The 17,523-nt window shown below is 65.0% G+C and carries 15 protein-coding genes; 7 read left to right on the top strand and 8 right to left on the bottom strand.

What is annotated here, in order from left to right; all coding sequences use genetic code 11:
- Positions 1 to 19 precede the first annotated feature (19 nt).
- Together recN and VGL01_RS06135 are read right to left on the bottom strand one after the other, a co-directional pair.
- Positions 20 to 1,687: a DNA repair protein RecN gene (gene recN, locus VGL01_RS06140; protein ID WP_331567961.1), complete on the bottom strand. Its 1,668-nt coding sequence runs from the start codon at positions 1,685 to 1,687 to the stop codon at positions 20 to 22.
- An 87-nt stretch (positions 1,688 to 1,774) separates the two neighbouring features.
- On the bottom strand, positions 1,775 to 2,692 hold the full coding sequence (locus VGL01_RS06135) for an NAD kinase (protein WP_331567960.1): 918 nt from the start codon (positions 2,690 to 2,692) through the stop codon (positions 1,775 to 1,777).
- A 187-nt stretch (positions 2,693 to 2,879) separates the two neighbouring features.
- Between VGL01_RS06135 and hrcA the strand changes: the two genes are divergently transcribed.
- The 7 genes from hrcA to VGL01_RS06100 all read left to right on the top strand — a co-directional run bounded on the left by hrcA (position 2,880) and on the right by VGL01_RS06100 (position 12,289).
- Positions 2,880 to 3,899, top strand: coding sequence for a heat-inducible transcriptional repressor HrcA (gene hrcA, locus VGL01_RS06130; protein ID WP_331567959.1), 1,020 nt, complete (start codon positions 2,880 to 2,882; stop codon positions 3,897 to 3,899).
- 182 nt (positions 3,900 to 4,081) lie between these two features.
- Entirely contained in the window at positions 4,082 to 5,149 is a 1,068-nt protein-coding gene (gene hemH, locus VGL01_RS06125) for a ferrochelatase (RefSeq protein WP_331567958.1), read from the top strand.
- Positions 5,150 to 5,264: 115 nt separating this feature from the next.
- A complete protein-coding gene (locus VGL01_RS06120; protein ID WP_331567957.1) occupies positions 5,265 to 5,672 on the top strand; it encodes an RNA-binding S4 domain-containing protein in 408 nt (135 codons plus the stop codon).
- A 531-nt stretch (positions 5,673 to 6,203) separates the two neighbouring features.
- A complete protein-coding gene (gene grpE / locus VGL01_RS06115; RefSeq protein WP_331567956.1) occupies positions 6,204 to 6,803 on the top strand; it encodes a nucleotide exchange factor GrpE in 600 nt (199 codons plus the stop codon).
- A gap of 166 nt (positions 6,804 to 6,969) precedes the next feature.
- A complete protein-coding gene (dnaK, locus tag VGL01_RS06110) occupies positions 6,970 to 8,922 on the top strand; it encodes a molecular chaperone DnaK (protein ID WP_331567955.1) in 1,953 nt (650 codons plus the stop codon).
- Between the two features lie 219 nt (positions 8,923 to 9,141).
- Positions 9,142 to 10,272, top strand: coding sequence for a molecular chaperone DnaJ (gene dnaJ, locus VGL01_RS06105; protein ID WP_331567954.1), 1,131 nt, complete (start codon positions 9,142 to 9,144; stop codon positions 10,270 to 10,272).
- Positions 10,273 to 10,318: 46 nt separating this feature from the next.
- On the top strand, positions 10,319 to 12,289 hold the full coding sequence (locus VGL01_RS06100; RefSeq protein ID WP_331567953.1) for a bifunctional anthranilate synthase component I family protein/class IV aminotransferase: 1,971 nt from the start codon (positions 10,319 to 10,321) through the stop codon (positions 12,287 to 12,289).
- Between the two features lie 3 nt (positions 12,290 to 12,292).
- On the opposite strand, the gene panB is transcribed toward VGL01_RS06100, so the two are convergent.
- Genes panB through hda form a run of 6 tightly spaced genes read right to left on the bottom strand, consistent with a single transcriptional unit; the run spans position 12,293 to position 17,522 of the window.
- Positions 12,293 to 13,108, bottom strand: coding sequence for a 3-methyl-2-oxobutanoate hydroxymethyltransferase (gene panB, locus VGL01_RS06095; protein ID WP_331567952.1), 816 nt, complete (start codon positions 13,106 to 13,108; stop codon positions 12,293 to 12,295).
- 60 nt (positions 13,109 to 13,168) lie between these two features.
- The gene (locus tag VGL01_RS06090; RefSeq protein WP_331567951.1) at positions 13,169 to 13,843 is read right to left on the bottom strand and encodes a deoxynucleoside kinase; all 675 of its coding nucleotides are present in this window, start codon (positions 13,841 to 13,843) and stop codon (positions 13,169 to 13,171) included.
- Positions 13,840 to 14,391 carry a 2-amino-4-hydroxy-6-hydroxymethyldihydropteridine diphosphokinase gene (folK, locus tag VGL01_RS06085; RefSeq protein ID WP_331567950.1) on the bottom strand — a complete coding sequence of 184 codons (552 nt, stop codon included), beginning with the start codon at positions 14,389 to 14,391 and terminating at the stop codon, positions 13,840 to 13,842. The genes VGL01_RS06090 and folK overlap by 4 nt, the downstream gene beginning before the upstream one ends.
- A gap of 58 nt (positions 14,392 to 14,449) precedes the next feature.
- Positions 14,450 to 16,036 (bottom strand): polynucleotide adenylyltransferase PcnB, encoded by a 1,587-nt coding sequence (gene pcnB / locus VGL01_RS06080; protein ID WP_331567949.1) that lies wholly within the window; start codon positions 16,034 to 16,036, stop codon positions 14,450 to 14,452.
- Positions 16,033 to 16,719, bottom strand: coding sequence for an HAD family hydrolase (locus tag VGL01_RS06075; protein ID WP_331567948.1), 687 nt, complete (start codon positions 16,717 to 16,719; stop codon positions 16,033 to 16,035). Before VGL01_RS06075 ends, pcnB begins: the two co-directional genes overlap by 4 nt.
- Positions 16,720 to 16,730: 11 nt before the next feature.
- Positions 16,731 to 17,522, bottom strand: coding sequence for a DnaA regulatory inactivator Hda (gene hda / locus VGL01_RS06070; protein ID WP_331567947.1), 792 nt, complete (start codon positions 17,520 to 17,522; stop codon positions 16,731 to 16,733).
- Position 17,523 lies beyond the last annotated feature (1 nt).

Here is a 17,523-nt window from a genome sequence, read left to right as displayed (position 1 = left end):
GGCCGCGAGCCGGCGGTCCCTAAGCCGCGAGCATCTCCTTGGCGTGGCGGCGCGTGGTGGCCGTGATTTCGAGGCCGCCCAGCATGCGCGCCACTTCCTCTATCCGGCTCGTACGGTCGAGCTGCGTCACGGTGGACATCGTGCCGCCGTCCGCCGTACCGGCTTTGGCGACCTGGAAGTGGTGATCCCCGCGCGCCGCGACCTGCGGCAAATGCGTCACGCAGAGCACCTGCCGATCGCGGCCCAGTTGATGCAGCAGCCGGCCGACGACTTCCGCCACGCCGCCGCCGATGCCCGTATCGACTTCGTCGAAAATCAGTGTCGGCGTCGGGCTCGCGGCGCTGGCGATCACCGCCAATGCCAGGCTGATACGCGCGAGTTCGCCGCCCGAGGCGACTTTGGCGAGCGGCCTGGGCGGCACCCCTGCGTGGCCTGCCACGCGAAATTCGATCTGTTCGAGACCGTGCGCACCGCCTTCGGCGAGCGGGACGAGCGCGACTTCGAAGCTGCCGCCGGCCATGGATAGCTCCTGCATGCCCGCCGTGACCGCGGCGCTCAACGCTTTCGCCGCCTTCGCACGTGCTTTCGAGAGCTGCTTCGCCTCGCGCAGGTAGGCTTCATGCGCCGTGGCGACGGCCGCTGTCAGCATATCGAGATCCGCCGCGGCGTCGAGCGCGGCCAATTGCGCGCGGCGTGCCTCGTGCTCGGCCGGCAGCGTTTCCGGTTGCAACCGGAACTTGCGGGCGAGCGAGTGCAGCGCATCGAGCCGGGCTTCGACCTGCGCGAGCCGATCCGGATCGAGCTCAAGCTTTTGCGCATAGTGGGTCAGCGAATAAACGGCCTCGCGCAATTGAATTTCGGCGGGCTCGAGCGAGGCGAGCGTGTCGCCGAGCGCCGGATCGATATCGGCCAGATCGCGCAGTTTCGAGACGATCGAGCCGAGCCGGCCGAGCATGGCATTGTCCGCCTCCGACAGCGCATCGACGGCGCCGCGCACGCCTTCGATCAGATTTGCGGAGTGCGCGAGCCGACGGTGCTCGGCGGAGATTTCTTCCCATTCCCCGGCTTGCGGTGAGAGCTTGTCGAGCTCGGCAAGCTGCCATGCGAGGCGCTCGCGCTCGAGCTGCAGCTCGCGATCGCGCGTTCGAGCGAGCTCGAGCGCATGTTGCGCATCGCGCCAGCTTCGGTGCGCGCTTGCCACCGTGGCGGCAGACGCCGTGAGGCCCGCATGGGTATCGAAAAGCGTGCGTTGCGCATCGGGGCGCATCAATAACTGATGGGCATGCTGCCCGTGGATATCGACGAGCCGTTCGCCGAGCTCGCGTAATTGCGCGAGCGTGGCGGGCGTGCCGTTGATGAACGCGCGTGAACGCCCGTTGGCATCGACGACGCGTCGCAGCATGACCGCGCCGCCCGCTGCGTCGGGCTCGGGCCGCGCGAGCGCCTGGTCGTCGAGCCAGCGTTCGACCTCCGCCGTGGCGCTGAACTCCGCCGTGATATCGGCGCGGCTCGTGCCGGTGCGCACGACGTCGGCGTCCGCGCGTGCGCCCAGCGTCAATGCGAGTGCGTCGATGAGGATCGATTTGCCGGCGCCGGTTTCACCCGAAAAAACAGTAAAGCCGCGGTCGAATTCCAGGTCGAGCGCGGCGACGATGACGAAGTCGCGTATCGAGAGGTGGCGGAGCATGGGAATGGTGAGGTTGACGTCGTGTTCTCGTATGGGTTGCCGACGGCTGAGGCCGCTCGGGCGCCGTGGTCCGTCGGCGCGCCTCGTCTAGAGCGGCCCGGTCGCGTTGTCCGGTTCCTCGCCGCCGGACGGATGCTCGTTCCAATGGAGCTTTTGCCGCAGCGTCGCGTAATAGCTATAGCCGACGGGATGCAGAAACGGCACGGTGTGACGCGAGCGCCGCACTTCGATCGTGTCGTTGAGCTCGAGCGCGGTAAACGATTGCATGTCGAAATTCACGTTGACGTCGCGTCCACCGATGATCTGGATGCCGAGCTTGCATTCGTCCGGCACGACGATCGGGCGATTCGACAGCGCGTGCGGAGCGATCGGCACGAGCACGAGACCGCGCAGCTGCGGATGAAGAATGGGGCCCTGCGAGGACAGCGCATACGCGGTCGAACCCGTCGGTGTGGCGACGATGAGGCCATCCGAGCGCTGGTTGTACATGAAGCGCCCGTCGACGAGCACGCGCAGCTCCGCCATGCCGGAAAAACCGCTGCGGTTGACCACCACATCGTTGAACGCGAGCGCGTGATAGATCGGCTCGCCCGCGCGCATGATGCGCGCTTCGAGCAGCGTGCGCTCCTCGCGCTCGAAGCTGCCCGCGAGCATCTGCGGCACGCGCTGCTGCATCTCGGAGACGGGGATATCGGTGATGAACCCGAGCCGCCCCTGATTGACGCCGATGAGGGGCGTACGATAGGGCGCAAGCTGGCGGCCGATGCCGAGCATCGTGCCGTCGCCGCCCAGCACCACCGCGACATCGGCCCGCGCGCCGATTTCGGCCGGCGTGAGGGACGGATAGCCGCCGATGCCGATATCGCGCGCGGTCTCGGCTTCGAATACCACTTCGAAGCCCCGCTGCGCGATGCAAGCGGCGAGCGCCGCCAGCGGCTCGCCGATGCCGGGCGTGTTGCTGCGCCCGACGAGCGCAACGGTCTTGAACTGGGTGCCAATATTCATGCCGGCATTACACCATAGCTGGGGTCCTAAAAGAACCGTTGTTCCACCCGGTCCCGCAATATTGATTTGTCGCTAGAATGATGACGTGCCGATGAAGGGCGGGCCGCGCGCCGGGACCCGCCGTGCGGCAACCCGAACGCCCCCAGGCGGCCCGGGGACCATCGGCGATTGGCTAAAATTTTGCGTCATGCTAGAACCACGCGCACAAACCTTGTTGAAAACCCTGATCGAACGCTATATCGCGGAAGGTCAGCCGGTCGGCTCGCGCACGTTGTCGCGCTATTCCGGGCTCGAATTGAGTCCGGCGACGATCCGCAACGTGATGTCGGACCTCGAGGAGATGGGGCTCGTGGCCAGTCCGCATACGTCGGCGGGCCGGATCCCGACGCCGCGCGGCTACCGTTTGTTCGTCGATACGATGCTGACGGTCGAATCCGTCGCGGACGAGGAAGCCGTCACACGGGCCGTCAAACGGACGCTGCAGCCCGGCGAGCCGCAAAAAGTCGTCGCGGCGGCGGCCAGCGTGCTGTCGAACCTGTCGCAATTTGCCGGCGTCGTGCTGACGCCGCGTCGCAGCCACGTGTTCAAGCAGGTCGAATTCATGCGGCTGTCCGACAAGCGCATTTTGCTGATCATCGTGACGCCCGAGGGCGATGTCCAAAACCGCATCATGGCGACGCGGCGCGAATATTCCCCCTCGCAACTCACTGAAGCGTCGAATTACATCAATGCGCACTTTGCGGGGCTCTCGTTCGACGAGGTCCGCCGGCGGCTGCGCGAGGAAATCGACGAACTGCGCGGCGACATGACGGCGCTCATGCACGCGGCGGTGACCGCGAGCACGGACGAATCCGACACCGGCGAAACGGTGCTGATCTCGGGCGAGCGCAATCTGCTCGAAGTGGCGGACCTTTCGTCCGACATGGCGCGGCTGCGCAAGCTTTTCGACGTATTCGACCAAAAGACGAGCCTCCTGCAATTGCTGGATGTGTCGAGTCATGCGCAGGGCGTCCAGATATTCATCGGTGGCGAATCGAATCTCGTCCCGATCGAGCAAATGAGCGTCGTGACGGCGCCTTACGAGGTCAATGGGACGATCGTCGGCACGCTCGGTGTCATCGGGCCGACGCGCATGGCCTACAGCCGTGTGATCCCGATCGTCGACATCACCGCGCGATTGCTGTCGACCGCGCTCAGTCAGCACTAGACTTTGGCGCGGCGTCGGCACCGGTAGGTCGCCGGCGGGCCATGGGCGAATGATGCACGGTGCGGGCAAAGCCCCGCCATTGGCCGGATGGCCGAATGTCGGGCAGCACGGGCGGCTCGCTATAATGCCCTTCACGTGAACCGAGCTTGTGCCGCGCCGCTCAAGCCTTGCTACGATTGCCCATGCGCTTCGATCTCGAGCTGCCGTCGCAGCCTGCCACGTCTCATCGCGTCGCCGTGCTGCTGATCAATCTCGGCACGCCCGATGCCCCGACGCCACGCGCGGTGCGCCGGTATCTCGCGCAATTCCTGTCGGATCCGCGCGTCGTGGAAATCCCGGCGCTCGTCTGGCAGCCGGTGTTACGCGCATTGATCCTGCCGTTCCGGGGCCGCTCGTCGGCCCGAAAGTACGCGTCCGTCTGGATGCAGGAAGGCTCGCCGCTGCGCGTCCACACCGAAAAGCAGGTCGAAACGCTGCGTACGCTGCTGCATGCGAACGACTATCCAGTGATCGTCGAGTATGCGATGCGCTACGGCACGCCGGGCATCGGTGCGATGCTCAACCAGTTGAAGCTGGCGGGCGCCGAGCGCGTGTTGTTGATGCCGATGTATCCGCAATATTCGTCGTCGACCACGGCGACCGCGTTCGACGCCGCATTCGCGGCGCTCGGGCGCATGCGCAATCAGCTCGAAATCCGCACCGTGCGGCACTATGCGGATCATCCGGCCTATATCGGCGCGCTGGCCGAGCAGGTGCGGGCGTACTGGGCTGTCCATGGCACCCCGAATTTCGCCTCGGGCGACAAACTGATTCTCAGTTTCCACGGCGTGCCCAAGCGGACGCTCGATCTGGGCGATCCCTACCATGGCCAATGCCAGCAGACGGCGGCAATGCTGACGACGGCGCTCGGATTGACGGCCACCGAATGCCTCGTCACGTTCCAGTCGCGGTTCGGCCGCGCGCAGTGGCTGCAGCCCTACACCGCGCCGACCCTGCGCGAACTCGGGGCGGCCGGCGTGCGCCGGGCCGATGTCTTCTGTCCGGGCTTTACGGCCGATTGCCTGGAAACGATCGAGGAAATCGGGATCGAGGTCCGCGACGAATTTCTGCATGCCGGCGGCAAGGAATTTCATCGCATTCCATGCCTGAACGCCGCACCGGCCTGGATTGCCGCGCTGGGCGAAATCGTCGCGCAGCAGCTTCAAGGCTGGCCGGCGCAGGCGCCAGCCGCGGCCGGCGCGCTCGCATGACCACGCGGCGCTTCCAAAGCGCACCGGCGTGCGCGCACTTGCGGGCGGCGGGCAGGATCGTTGCGCGCAAGCGTACGGACGCGGTGCGCGCCCCGAGCCCATTTCAGCGATTGCCATGAACTTCAAGATTTCGACGGAACCGGGTGCGCGCCTGCGCATCGACAAATGGCTCTGGGCCGCGCGCTTTTTCAAGACGCGGTCCGTGGCGGCTGACGCAGTGGACAAGGGCCGCGTGCGAATTGGCGGCGCGACCGTGAAGCCAGCCAAGGAAGTCCGGGTGGGCGATCTGGTCGTGATAGAAATCGACCGGCTCAGCTGGGAAGTCCGCGTGGTGGGTGTATGCGAGGTGCGCGGGCCGGCCGCTGTGGCACAGACGCTTTACGAGGAAACGCCGGAAAGCCGCGCGAAGCGCGCGGCCGAGGAGCAACGGCGCCGTACCTATCGCGAGCCGGCAGCCACGCTGCACGGGCGGCCGACGAAGCGCGACAGGCGCGTCATCGACAAACTTTCAGGTGGGGATTGAAAAGTTGCTCGAAAGTGGCATGGACGGCACCATATTCCGTCGTTCTGTCGGTGACGGCGCCGGAGATGCAGATGGTCGTGGTCCCCGCGACGAGTACCAGCGCGACCACCGCAATTGCAAAGGTCAGTTTCACGGTACTCCCCCAATGGAGATGAGCGGGCACGGACACGAAAAGCGGTTTGAAACGATGCTGCCGGGCGCCATGCAGTGCTCGCGGGTCGCGGGCCTTGCACGGAAAAACACCTAGACGAAAACCAGTGTAGGGCAAACCAGAATGGTGCTCAATGCGGTTTCGGTACTGGCGCCGTAACCAGTGTTACCGTTCGTTTCCCATGCACGGGACCGGTGCGAAAAAGCCGCGTTTGCCTCTTGAAACGCCATATGGCGCCCCCATTTGCGCCGGGATGCGTGAGCGTGGAGTTGCTTTTCCGCAACAAACAGCGCTCCGGCGGCGCGGTGACACACACCCGAGCGAGCCGGCGCGCGAAATGCACGCTCTGAACGACTTCACCTTTAGGACGATTTCGCGACATGGAACACCCGCAAGACAACCCCGCTGATCAGAACCCCGCTTCGGCAGGCGATACGGCGCAACCCATGGCTGAGAGCGTCGCCACGCAAGCGGCACCCGCTGCCGAGGAATCGCAGGCGCAGGCCGCCAACCAGCAGGCTGCCAATCAGGCCGAGACGGCACTCGCCGAGGCTCAGGCCAAGCTCGTTGAACTCGAGGAGAGCTTCCTGCGCGCCAAGGCCGAGACCGAAAACGTACGCCGCCGCGCGGCCGAAGACATCTCGAAGGCGCGCAAATTCGCGATCGAGGCTTTTGCCGAGCACCTGCTTCCCGTGGTCGACAGTCTCGAGGCCGCGCTGTCGGACTCGTCGGGCGACATCGCGAAGCTGCGTGAAGGCGTCGAATTGACGCTGCGCCAGTTGACGGCCGCCATGGAAAAAGGACGTGTCGTGGCACTGAACCCTGTCGGCGAGAAATTCGATCCGCACCAGCACCAGGCCATCTCGATGGTGCCGGCCGATCAGGAGCCCAATACCGTCGTATCGGTGTTGCAAAAGGGTTATGTCATCGCCGACCGCGTACTGCGGCCGGCCCTCGTGACGGTGGCCCAGCCCAAGTAACCGCGCCGGGCGCCCGGGCGCAACGCAAAAAACCAATGACCGCATTGGCCCCGGGGCCTTGAAAACGATGCGCGAGCACTCATGTTGAGTGCAGTTATGAATCGAGCAGGAGCGGCTCCCCGGTAGGCGCCGCTGCTACGGACTGAAAGTCAGGAGATTAGGAAAAATGGGCAAAATCATCGGCATCGACCTCGGCACCACGAATTCGTGCGTGGCGCTGATGGAAGGCAATCAGGTCAAGGTGATCGAAAATTCGGAAGGCGCCCGGACGACGCCGTCGATCATCGCGTACATGGAGGATGGGGAAATCCTCGTCGGCGCGCCGGCCAAGCGTCAGTCGGTGACGAACCCGAGGAAAACGCTCTTTGCGGTCAAGCGCCTGATCGGCCGCCGCTTCGAGGAAAAGGAAGTGCAAAAGGACATCGGCCTGATGCCCTACGAGATCGTCAAGGCCGACAACGGCGACGCCTGGGTGAAAGTGGGCGACAACAAGCTCGCGCCGCCGCAAATCTCCGCCGAAGTCCTGCGCAAGATGAAGAAGACCGCCGAAGACTACCTCGGCGAGCCGGTCACCGAAGCCGTGATCACCGTGCCGGCGTACTTCAACGACAGCCAGCGTCAGGCCACGAAGGACGCGGGCCGGATCGCCGGTCTCGAAGTCAAGCGGATCATCAACGAGCCGACGGCGGCCGCGCTCGCGTTCGGTCTCGACAAGGCCGAGAAGGGCGATCGCAAGATCGCGGTCTATGACCTCGGTGGCGGTACGTTCGACATTTCGATCATCGAAATCGCGGACGTCGACGGCGAGATGCAGTTCGAAGTGCTGTCGACGAACGGCGATACGTTCCTTGGCGGTGAGGATTTCGACCAGCGCATCATCGATTACATCATCGGCGAGTTCAAGAAAGAGCAGGGTGTCGACCTCTCGAAGGACGTGCTCGCGCTGCAGCGTTTGAAGGAAGCGGCCGAGAAGGCGAAGATCGAGCTGTCGTCGAGCCAGCAGACCGAAATCAATCTGCCGTACGTCACCGCGGATGCCTCGGGGCCGAAGCACTTGAACCTCAAGATCACGCGTGCGAAGCTCGAAGCGCTCGTCGAGGATCTGATCCAGCGTACGATCGAGCCGTGCCGCATCGCCATCAAGGATGCGGGCGTGAAGGTGAGCGATATCGACGACGTGATTCTCGTCGGCGGTATGACGCGCATGCCGAAGGTTCAGGAAACGGTCAAGGAGTTCTTCGGCAAGGAGCCGCGCCGCGACGTGAACCCGGACGAGGCGGTGGCCGTGGGCGCCGCGATCCAGGGGCAGGTGCTGTCCGGCGACCGCAAGGACGTGCTTCTGCTCGACGTGACGCCGCTGTCGCTCGGCATTGAAACGCTGGGCGGCGTCATGACGAAGATGATCAGCAAGAACACCACGATTCCGACGAAGCACCAGCAGGTGTATTCGACGGCGGACGACAACCAGTCGGCCGTGACGATCAAGGTGTTTCAGGGCGAGCGCGAAATGGCGGCCGGCAACAAGCTGCTCGGCGAGTTCAACCTGGAGGGCATTCCGCCCGCACCGCGTGGCGTGCCGCAGATCGAGGTGACGTTCGACATCGACGCGAACGGTATCTTGCACGTCGGCGCGCGCGACAAGGGTACGGGCAAGGAAAACAAGATCACGATCAAGGCGAACTCGGGCCTGTCCGAAGCCGAGATCGAAAAGATGGTGAAGGATGCCGAAGCCAATGCCGAGGAAGATCACCGTCTGCGTGAGCTGGCCGATGCCCGCAACCAGGGTGACGCGCTCGTGCACAGCACCCGCAAGGCGCTGACCGAGTACGGCGAGAAGCTCGACGCCGGCGAGAAGGAGAGCATCGAATCGGCGCTGAAGGAGCTCGAGGAAACGTTGAAGAGCGGCTCGAGCGACAAGGCGGCGATCGAAGCGAAGATCGAAGCCGTGGCCAAGGTCTCGCAAAAGCTCGGCGAGAAGATGTATGCCGACATGCAGGCGCAAGGCGCCGCGGGTGCGGCCACCGGTGCCGGCAACGGTGCGAGCGCAGGCCAGGCGTCGAGCAAACCCGCGGAAGACGACGTGGTCGACGCGGACTTCAAGGAAGTGAAGAAGGACTAAGCGAAGGCTTAGCCGAAACGGCGGCCGGTACCCTTCGGGGGGCCGGCCGGTGACGCGCCTGGCGAACCTTCGGGTTCTCCGGGCACATTTGCTTTATGGGCGGCGTGCTTGTGACGGCTGCGAAGCGGTAGCCGGCGAGGGGCATGTCCGAACGAGTCGGAAGACTCCACAGCATGTGAAAGGAGCGGTCGTGCGCGCTGCGCGGCCGGTGGTGAGCCGATGGCGAAACGGGATTACTACGAGGTTCTGGGCGTTGCGAAAAACGCGAGCGACGACGAGATCAAGAAGGCGTATCGCAAGCTCGCGATGAAGTATCACCCGGACCGCAATCCAGACAACAAGAATGCGGAAGAGCACTTCAAGGAGGCGAAAGAGGCCTACGAAATGCTCTCCGATTCGCAAAAGCGTGCGGCGTACGACCAGTACGGTCACGCAGGCGTCGATCCGAACATGGCGGGCGCCGGTGCGCACGGCTTTGGCGGCTTCGCCGATGCGTTCGGCGACATCTTTGGCGACATCTTCGGTCAGGCGGCCGGCGGTGGCGGCCGTCGCGCGGGCCCGCAGGTCTATCGCGGCGCCGATCTGCGTTACAGCATGGAAGTCACGCTGGAGCAGGCGGCGCACGGTTGCGAGACACAGATCCGCGTACCGACGTGGGTGGGCTGCGAGGTCTGCCACGGTTCCGGGGCGAAACCCGGCACGAAGCCCGAAACCTGCCCGACCTGTCATGGAGCGGGCGCGGTGCGCATGTCGCAGGGCTTTTTCAGCATCCAGCAGACTTGCCCGAAGTGCCACGGCAGCGGGACCTACGTCCCCGATCCCTGCACGAACTGCCACGGCGCCGGCAAGGTGAAGGAAACGAAGACGCTCGAAGTGAAGATTCCGGCGGGGATCGACGACGGCATGCGTATTCGCTCGTCGGGCAACGGCGAGCCGGGTGTCAACGGCGGTCCGCCGGGCGACTTGTACGTCGAGATCCATATCAAGCCGCATTCGGTCTTCGAGCGCGAAGGCGACGATCTGCACTGCCAGATGCCGATCCCGTTCACGACGGCGGCGCTGGGCGGCGAGATCGAAGTGCCTACGCTTGCAGGCCGCGCGAGCTTCACGGTGCCCGAGGGGACGCAATCGGGCCGGACGTTCCGGTTGCGCGGCAAGGGCATCAAAGGCCTGCGTTCGAGCGTGGCTGGGGATCTATACGTCCATGTGCAGGTGGAAACGCCCGTGAAGCTGACCGACACGCAGCGCGAACTGCTCAAGCAGTTCGAGAAATCGCTCGTGGAGGGCGGGCCGCGCCATAGTCCCCAGAGCAAAAGCTGGTTCGACAAGGTAAAAAGCTTTTTCGATTGACCTCGAGCGAGAGGCGCCGGGCAGTCCGTTGCTGCGGGTATGAACGATGAATGTTGACGAACGCGGCACGGTATTCGCGCTGCTCGACGATTGCGACGCGAGCGCGGCGCGCCGTTCGAGCCGTTTGTACACGCGCTTCGTGCGCGAGCACGTAGCGCGTGAGGCTTCAAAGCTCGACGAAGTGTGCGCTGCCGCCGCGGCCGATGTGCGCGGCGGGCTTCATGCGCTCGTTCTCGGCGATTACGAATTCGGGCGCGACCTGCATCTCGCGCGAACCCATTCGACGCAGCGCGGCTCAGGCTCGCTGCGTTTTTTATTGTTCGAGCGATGCGAGAAGCTCACGCGCGACGAAGTCGACGCTTGGCTTGCCGAGCGCGATCGCCTGGATGGCGCCGCGTTCTCGCAAGATACCGGCATCGACCCATCGGTGGCGGGTACGGCCCATGTTGCGGAAAGCGTGACGCCCGACGAATTCGATGCGGCGATTGCCGCCGTTCACGAGGCATTGCGCGCGGGCGAGTCCTACCAGATCAACTACACCTATCGACTGAAGTTCGATGTGTTCGGCTCGCCGCTCGGGCTGTACCGGCGGCTACGCGCCAGACAGCCCGTACATTTCGGCGCACTCATCGCGCTGCCGGCGGATCGGTGGATCGTTTCGTGCTCGCCGGAACTCTTCATCGAAAAGACCGGCGCGCGGTTGCGCACGCGCCCGATGAAAGGAACGACGGCGCGGGGCCGCACGCCCGAGCAGGATGCACGCGCCGAAGCGTTCCTGCGCAGCGATCCGAAAAACCGCGCCGAGAACCTGATGATCGTCGACTTGCTGCGCAACGACGTCTCGCGTGTGGCGAAGATCGGCTCGGTGCAGGTGCCGGCGTTGTTCTCGATCGAACCGTATCCGTCGATTTGGGCGATGACGTCGACGATCGAGGCCGATCTGATCGACGGCGCCTCTTTTGCCGACATCATGCGGGCGCTTTTCCCCTGCGGCTCGATCACGGGTGCGCCCAAACACCGGACGATGGAACTCATCGACGAGATCGAGACCACGCCGCGGGGGCTTTATACCGGAACGATCGGTTGGTACGACGCCCCTTCCGATAGCACTCCGGACGCGCCGCATCCGTGCGGCGACTTCTGCCTGTCCGTGACGATCCGCACTTTGACACTCGACGCGCCGGACGAAGCAACGGGGTTGCGCGCCGGAACGATGGGCGTGGGCGGCGGGATCGTGCTCGACAGCGTCGCGGCCGACGAACTGGCGGAGTGCCGGCTGAAGGCGAAATTCCTGACCGGCGCCGATCCGGGCTTCGAGCTGTTCGAAACGATGCGGGCTTCGCGCGAGGCGGGCGTGGCGCATCTCGACCGCCATCTCGCACGTCTTGCAGCCAGCGCGGCCGAGCTCGGTTTTGCTTTCGAGGAGTCGGCACTGCGCGAGCAGATCGCCGAGCGTTGCGCGCATTTGAGCGCCGGCGGCGAACATCGTTTCCGGCTTGCGTTATCGAAGGAGGGGCGGGCCGTCATCGTGACTGCGCCGCTCGTTCCGGTCGTGACGCTCGGCGGACCGGCAAAAGGCGATGAGGCGGAGGGGTCGTTCGTTGGCGTGCTGCTGGCTCCCGAGCACGGATTTGCGCCGATGCGCTCGAACGACTGGCTGTTACGGCACAAGACGACGCGTCGCGCCGAATACGATCGCGGCTGGCGCGAGGCCGAAGCGAATGGTGCGTTCGACACGCTCTTTTTCAACGAGCGCGGCGAGTTGACCGAGGGCGGCCGCTCGAACGTCTTCGTCAAGCTCGAGGGCCGCTGGTGGACGCCGCCCCTTTCCGCGGGTGTGCTGCCCGGGGTGATGCGCGCGGTACTGCTCGACGATCGCGCGTTTGGCGCCGCGGAGCGGGAGCTGACCTTGCGCGAGCTTCACGCCGCCGAAGCGTTGCTGATATGCAATGCCTTGCGTGGCGCGCTGCCCGCGCGGATCGTACCGGTACAGCAGAACGAAGCCGGGCCTCGGTGAGGCTCAAAACTCGTGTTCGGGGCTCGGGAACGTCCCATCCTTGACGGCCTTCACATAGGCCTCGATCCCTGCCGCGATGCTCGGCGCGCCGGCCATGAAGTCCTTGACGAAGCGCGGCCGCTTGCCCGGATAGATACCGAGCATGTCGTGAAGGACGAGCACCTGCCCCGAGCAGTCGAGCCCCGCGCCGATGCCGATCGTCGGAATCCGCAATTCGTTCGTCACGCCCGAGGCCACCGCGGAGGGAATGGCTTCCAGCACGATCAACTGCGCGCCGGCATCCTGAACCGCTCGGGCATCGCTCACGAGCTGCGCGGCAGCGGCGTCGGTCTTTCCCTGTACCTTGAAACCGCCGAACGCATGCACCGATTGCGGCGTGAGCCCCACATGCGCGCAGACGGGCACGGATCGTTCGACGAGATAGCGCACCGTATCGGCGAGCCATTCGCCGCCTTCGAGCTTCACCATCTGCGCGCCGGCGCGCATGATTTTGACCGAACTGGCAAACGCCTCGGCCGGCGTACCGTAGCTGCCGAAAGGCAGATCGGCCACCACGAGCGCGCGCGGATCGACGCGTGCGACGCAGCTCGTGTGGTAGGCGATGTCCTCGAGCGTGACGGGCAGCGTCGTCGTATGTCCTTGCAGTACATTGCCGAGCGAATCGCCGATCAAGAGCACATCGACGCCCGAGCGATCGAGCAGGGACGCGAAGCTCGCGTCATAGCAGGTCAGCATCGCGATTTTTTCGCCCGCGTCGCGCATCGCCTGGAGCTTCGGCACGGTCACCTTGGGCCGGCTGGTTTCCTGCAGGTAGGTCATCGGATGTCCCGTTCCCGGAAAGAGAGTGGAAAGCGCCCGGCCAGATCGTGGCCGGGCTGCTCACTGTGCTTTGACGAAGCTCGCCTTGCGGCCGCGCATCGTTTCGATGCGCTCGACGACGAGTTCGAGATCCGCTGCCGACTCGAGCGGATTCAAATGCTCGGTATTGACGGTCAACACCGGGCAGGCATCGAAGTGATAGAAGAATTGGTCGTAAGCTTCGGCAAGTTTGCGTAAATATGCCTCGGACATCGGCGCTTCCTCGGGCCGGGCGCGCTTTTGAACGCGCTGCAGGAGCGTCGCGGGGCTCGCTTGAAGATAGACGACGAGATCGGGTACGGGCGCTACGGCGTCGAGATGGCCTGCCAGCTTTCGATAAAGACGCCACTCCTCGTCATCGAGCGTGATGCGGGCGAAGATATCGTTCTTTTGCGCGATGTAGTCCGCGACGAGCGACGCGCCGTTGGCGAGCGCTTCGGCTGCTTCACGCGCTTCGTCGATGCGCTGCAGTGCGAAGTGCAACTGCGTAGGCAGCGCATAGCGCGCCATATCGCCATAAAACCGCGCGAGAAAGGGATTCTCGTTGGCGCGTTCGAAAAGAGGCCGCATCGACCAGCGCTCGACGAGTCGTTCCGCGAGCGAGGTCTTGCCTGCTCCGATGGGCCCCTCGATCGCGAGGTAGCGGCACGGCGCGCGGCGATCCGGCGCCTCGACGGTGATGGCGGGATGGGTCATCGGCAATCGCTGTCGGTGGAAGGAGGCGCCTCGCGCTTGATACCAAGCTTGTCGAGTAACGCACAGCGGCAGGTTTGAACCTTCTCGATGCGCTGATCGGCGACCGCGGCAACGAGCGCCTTCGCGGGACCGACACCGGGAATCGCAAGCTCGGGGTCGATTTCGAGGAGCGGTACCAGCACGAACGCGCGTTTGGCGGCGCGCGGGTGGGGAATCGTCAAATCGGTATCGTCGATGCGCTCTTCGCCGTATAGCACGATATCGAGATCGAGCGTGCGCGGAGCGTTGTGAAACGGGCGCTCCCGCCCGAACTGGTGCTCGATGCGGTGGCACAGCGCGAGTAGGGCATGGGGACTGAGCGTCGTCTCGACTTTGACGACGAGATTGTAGTAGTCGTCGCCTTCGGCATCGATCGGTCCAGTCCGATACAGGCTCGACTTGGCGAGCACGGTGATGGTGTGCTGTTGGGCAAGGCAGACGACCGCATCCTTCAAGGACTGCCGGGCATCGCCGAGATTTGCACCGAGGCCGAGATAAGCAACCGTCATCACATGGCTTCCTACGACTCCACGACTTGACCACTCCGGACGCGCACAGCCGCGCCCGTCACTCCTCGCGCACGTCGTGCGTGGCGGGACTGACCGCATCGCTCGACGATTCCGCTTCGCCCGTCTTGGCGCGGCTGCGGCCGCCGCGGCGCCGGCGCTTGCGCGGTGCCCGCTCCCGGCCGCCTTCCGAAAGCAGCGCTTCGCGCGCCGCCGAATCGCCTTCGATGAAGGCCGTCCACCATTGGCCGATCGACGGATCGAGTTCGCCCGACTCGCAGCGCAGCAGGAGGAAATCATACCCCGCTCTAAATCTTTGGTGTTCGATGAGCTTGAGCGCGCTGCGCCCCGAGCGTTTTTCCAGGCGCGCCTGCAATCCCCAGATCTCGCGCATGTCGGCCGAGTAGCGCTTGTGGATGGCGAGCTTCTCGGTTTGCTTGTCGAGCACATCGTCCATGGCGCGATGCAGCGCGGGGACGGGATATTCGCCGTCGCGCTCGAATTGCTGTGCGCGCTGTTGCATGTCGTGCCAGAGCAGCGTGGCGAATAAAAAGCCGGGTGAAACCGGTTTGCCGGCGCGCACGCGTGCGTCCGTATTGTTCAGGGCGAGCGTGACGAACGATTCGCCGTGCGGCTGCTCGAGCACGACATCGAGCAAAGGCAGCAGCCCGTGGTGAAGTCCTTCCTTGCGCAACTGCTGGAGGCACGCGAGCGCGTGGCCCGACAGCAGCAGTTTCAGCATTTCGTCGAACAGCCGGGCGGCCGGGACGTTGTGGATGAGATCCGCGAGCGCCGTGATCGGTGCGCGGGTGGCATCGTCGATCTCGAAGCCGAGCTTCGCGGCAAAGCGCACGACGCGCAGCATCCGGACAGGATCCTCGCGATAGCGCGTCGCCGGATCGCCGATCATCCGCAGCATGCGCGCCCGGACATCGGCCATCCCGTTGTGATAGTCGAGCACCGTTTGCGTCGCCGGATCGTAGTACATCGCGTTGATCGTGAAATCGCGCCGCGTCGCATCCTCGTGCTGCTCGCCCCAGACGTTGTCGCGCAGTACGCGTCCGCTGGCATCGACGGCGTGCGTACGCCGATCGAGTTCGTCGCGTCGAGACCGTCTGCCCGGCGCGCCGCCCGCGGGCGCCGCTTGCGGCGCGTCCTGCGGTGTGTCGACGAGCGCCCGGAACGTCGAGACTTCGATGATTTCCTGTCCGAACTGGACATGAACGATCTGAAAGCGCCGCCCGATCAGCCGCGCGCGGCGAAAAAGCTTCTGGACTTCTTCGGGCGTCGCGTCCGTCGCGACATCGAAATCTTTCGGCGCAATGCCAAGCAGCAGATCGCGGACGGCTCCGCCGACGATGAATGCGCGGTAGCCGGCCTGCTGCAGCGTATCGGTGACGCGAACCGCGTTGCGCGAGATCAGCGTCGGATCGATGCCGTGAATGTCCGAGGACAGAATGACGGGAACGTCGGGCTCGGGCGGCGCACTCTTGCCGCCTGCGCGCGCAGGCTTGCGGCGCGGTTTCGCGGGACGTGATTCGTTCTCGTCGAGCGGCGGCGAATCCTGGTGCGACCGAGCGGCCTCGGGTGCGTCGACGGGCGCGGGCGAGTCGTGGCCCAGCAGTTTGCGGATGAGTTTCTTGATCACGACGGTTCAAAAAGATCGAGGATGCGCCAGCCTTTCGCTTCGGCGTGCGCGCGCAGCGTTGCGTCGGGATTGGTCGCGATCGGATCGGTGACTTTCTCCAGCAGCGGAATATCGTTATGCGAATCGCTGTAAAAGTAGCTGCGCTCGAACCCGGCAAGCGTTTTGCCGAGCGACGCCAGCCATGACTCCACGCGCACGATCTTCCCTTCGCGGTAGCTCGGCGTGCCGGCGCCTCGGCCTGTGAACGCCGACCCGGGCTGGCCGTCGACGGTTTCGACTTCGCAGGCGATCAGCATTTCGACGCCGAACGCGTCGGCGATCGGCCGCGTGATGAATTCGTTCGTCGCCGTGACGATGCAGCAGAGGTCGCCCTTGTCCTGATGGCTGCGCACGAGTTCGAGCGCGACCGGAACCAGTGCGGGCCGGATGACTTCGTGCATGAACTGCTCGTGCCAGGCCGCCAGTTGCTCGCGCGAATACTTGGCAAGCGGCGTGAGCATCGCTTCGAGGTACGCATGGATGTCGAGCTGGCCAGCCTTGTAGTCGGCGTAGAAGCGATCGACGTCATGCATGAAGCGCTCGGAGTCGACAATGCCCAGCTTGACCATGAAGCGGCCCCATTCGTGGTCGCTGTCGGTCGGGATGAGCGTGTGGTCGAGGTCGAAAAGTGCGAGATGGGTCATGAGGGCGCATTTTACTTGAACCGGCGCGGGCCAGTGGCCTGAGCGCCGGGCGGCGCATCCGCCGATCGTTCGGACGGGCTCGCGTCCACGTCCTGCGCGCCCTGCCAGGCGGCCGGCTGAGCGAGCATGGTGCGCAACAGCGGCAGCGTGACGGCGCGCTTTTGCTCGAGCGAGAAGCGGTCGAGCGCATCGAGCAATGCCATCAGACTCGGCATGTCGCGGCGAAAGTGCGTGAGCAGATAGCTCGGGACGTCCTCGGCTAGCGCAATGCCTCGCTCCCTGGCCGCTTGCCTGAGCACGGCGGCTTTGCGGTCGTCCGGCAGGGGAGCGAGGTGAAAGACCAGCCCCCAGCCGAGCCGGGTACGCAGATCCTCGCGCACGGCCAGCGCGATCGGCGCGGCATTGCCGGTGGCGACGAGCGCCGCCGACGGCTGCGCGCGCACCTCGTTGAAGAGGTTGAACAGGGCGACTTGTTGCGCGCTCGAGAGCTTATCGCAGTCGTCGATCGCATAGATCGGCACGCGCGCGTCGAACGAGAATGCCGCGAGCGCGCTTTGCGGGCCGACGAAGCGGGCGCGTTGGGGCCCCGTGCTATGCACGAGCGCTGCCAGCAGATGGCTGCGCCCGCTGCCCGGCTCGCCCCAGATGTAGAGCGTGCGGTCGGCCACCGGGCCGGCCGCGAGCGCGCCGTCGAGCTCGGCGAGCCGCGTGACGAGCTCCGCGTTGGTCCCGGCGAAAAAATTGTCGAATGTCGAGGGCGGCGGCGTGCCCAGATCGAGCGTCAGTTGGCGCAGCACGGTCACG

Source organism: Trinickia sp., from assembly GCF_036503415.1.
GTDB lineage: Bacteria > Pseudomonadota > Gammaproteobacteria > Burkholderiales > Burkholderiaceae > Trinickia.
This window is presented reverse-complemented; position numbering and strand designations above follow the sequence as displayed.

Bases quoted from the DNA above. Each gene is read 5' to 3' on its own strand.
- dnaJ (WP_331567954.1), top strand. From the start codon at position 9,142: ATGGCGAAACGGGATTACTACGAGGTTCTGGGCGTTGCGAAAAACGCG.
- VGL01_RS06135 (WP_331567960.1), bottom strand. From the start codon at position 2,692: ATGAATATTGGCACCCAGTTCAAGACCGTTGCGCTCGTCGGGCGCAGC.
- VGL01_RS06120 (WP_331567957.1), top strand. From the start codon at position 5,265: ATGAACTTCAAGATTTCGACGGAACCGGGTGCGCGCCTGCGCATCGAC.
- VGL01_RS06075 (WP_331567948.1), bottom strand. From the start codon at position 16,719: ATGACCCATCTCGCACTTTTCGACCTCGACCACACGCTCATCCCGACC.
- panB (WP_331567952.1), bottom strand. From the start codon at position 13,108: ATGACCTACCTGCAGGAAACCAGCCGGCCCAAGGTGACCGTGCCGAAG.
- grpE (WP_331567956.1), top strand. From the start codon at position 6,204: ATGGAACACCCGCAAGACAACCCCGCTGATCAGAACCCCGCTTCGGCA.
- hrcA (WP_331567959.1), top strand. From the start codon at position 2,880: ATGCTAGAACCACGCGCACAAACCTTGTTGAAAACCCTGATCGAACGC.
- dnaK (WP_331567955.1), top strand. From the start codon at position 6,970: ATGGGCAAAATCATCGGCATCGACCTCGGCACCACGAATTCGTGCGTG.
- recN (WP_331567961.1), bottom strand. From the start codon at position 1,687: ATGCTCCGCCACCTCTCGATACGCGACTTCGTCATCGTCGCCGCGCTC.
- folK (WP_331567950.1), bottom strand. From the start codon at position 14,391: ATGACGGTTGCTTATCTCGGCCTCGGTGCAAATCTCGGCGATGCCCGG.
- VGL01_RS06090 (WP_331567951.1), bottom strand. From the start codon at position 13,843: ATGACCCATCCCGCCATCACCGTCGAGGCGCCGGATCGCCGCGCGCCG.
- hemH (WP_331567958.1), top strand. From the start codon at position 4,082: ATGCGCTTCGATCTCGAGCTGCCGTCGCAGCCTGCCACGTCTCATCGC.
- VGL01_RS06100 (WP_331567953.1), top strand. From the start codon at position 10,319: ATGAATGTTGACGAACGCGGCACGGTATTCGCGCTGCTCGACGATTGC.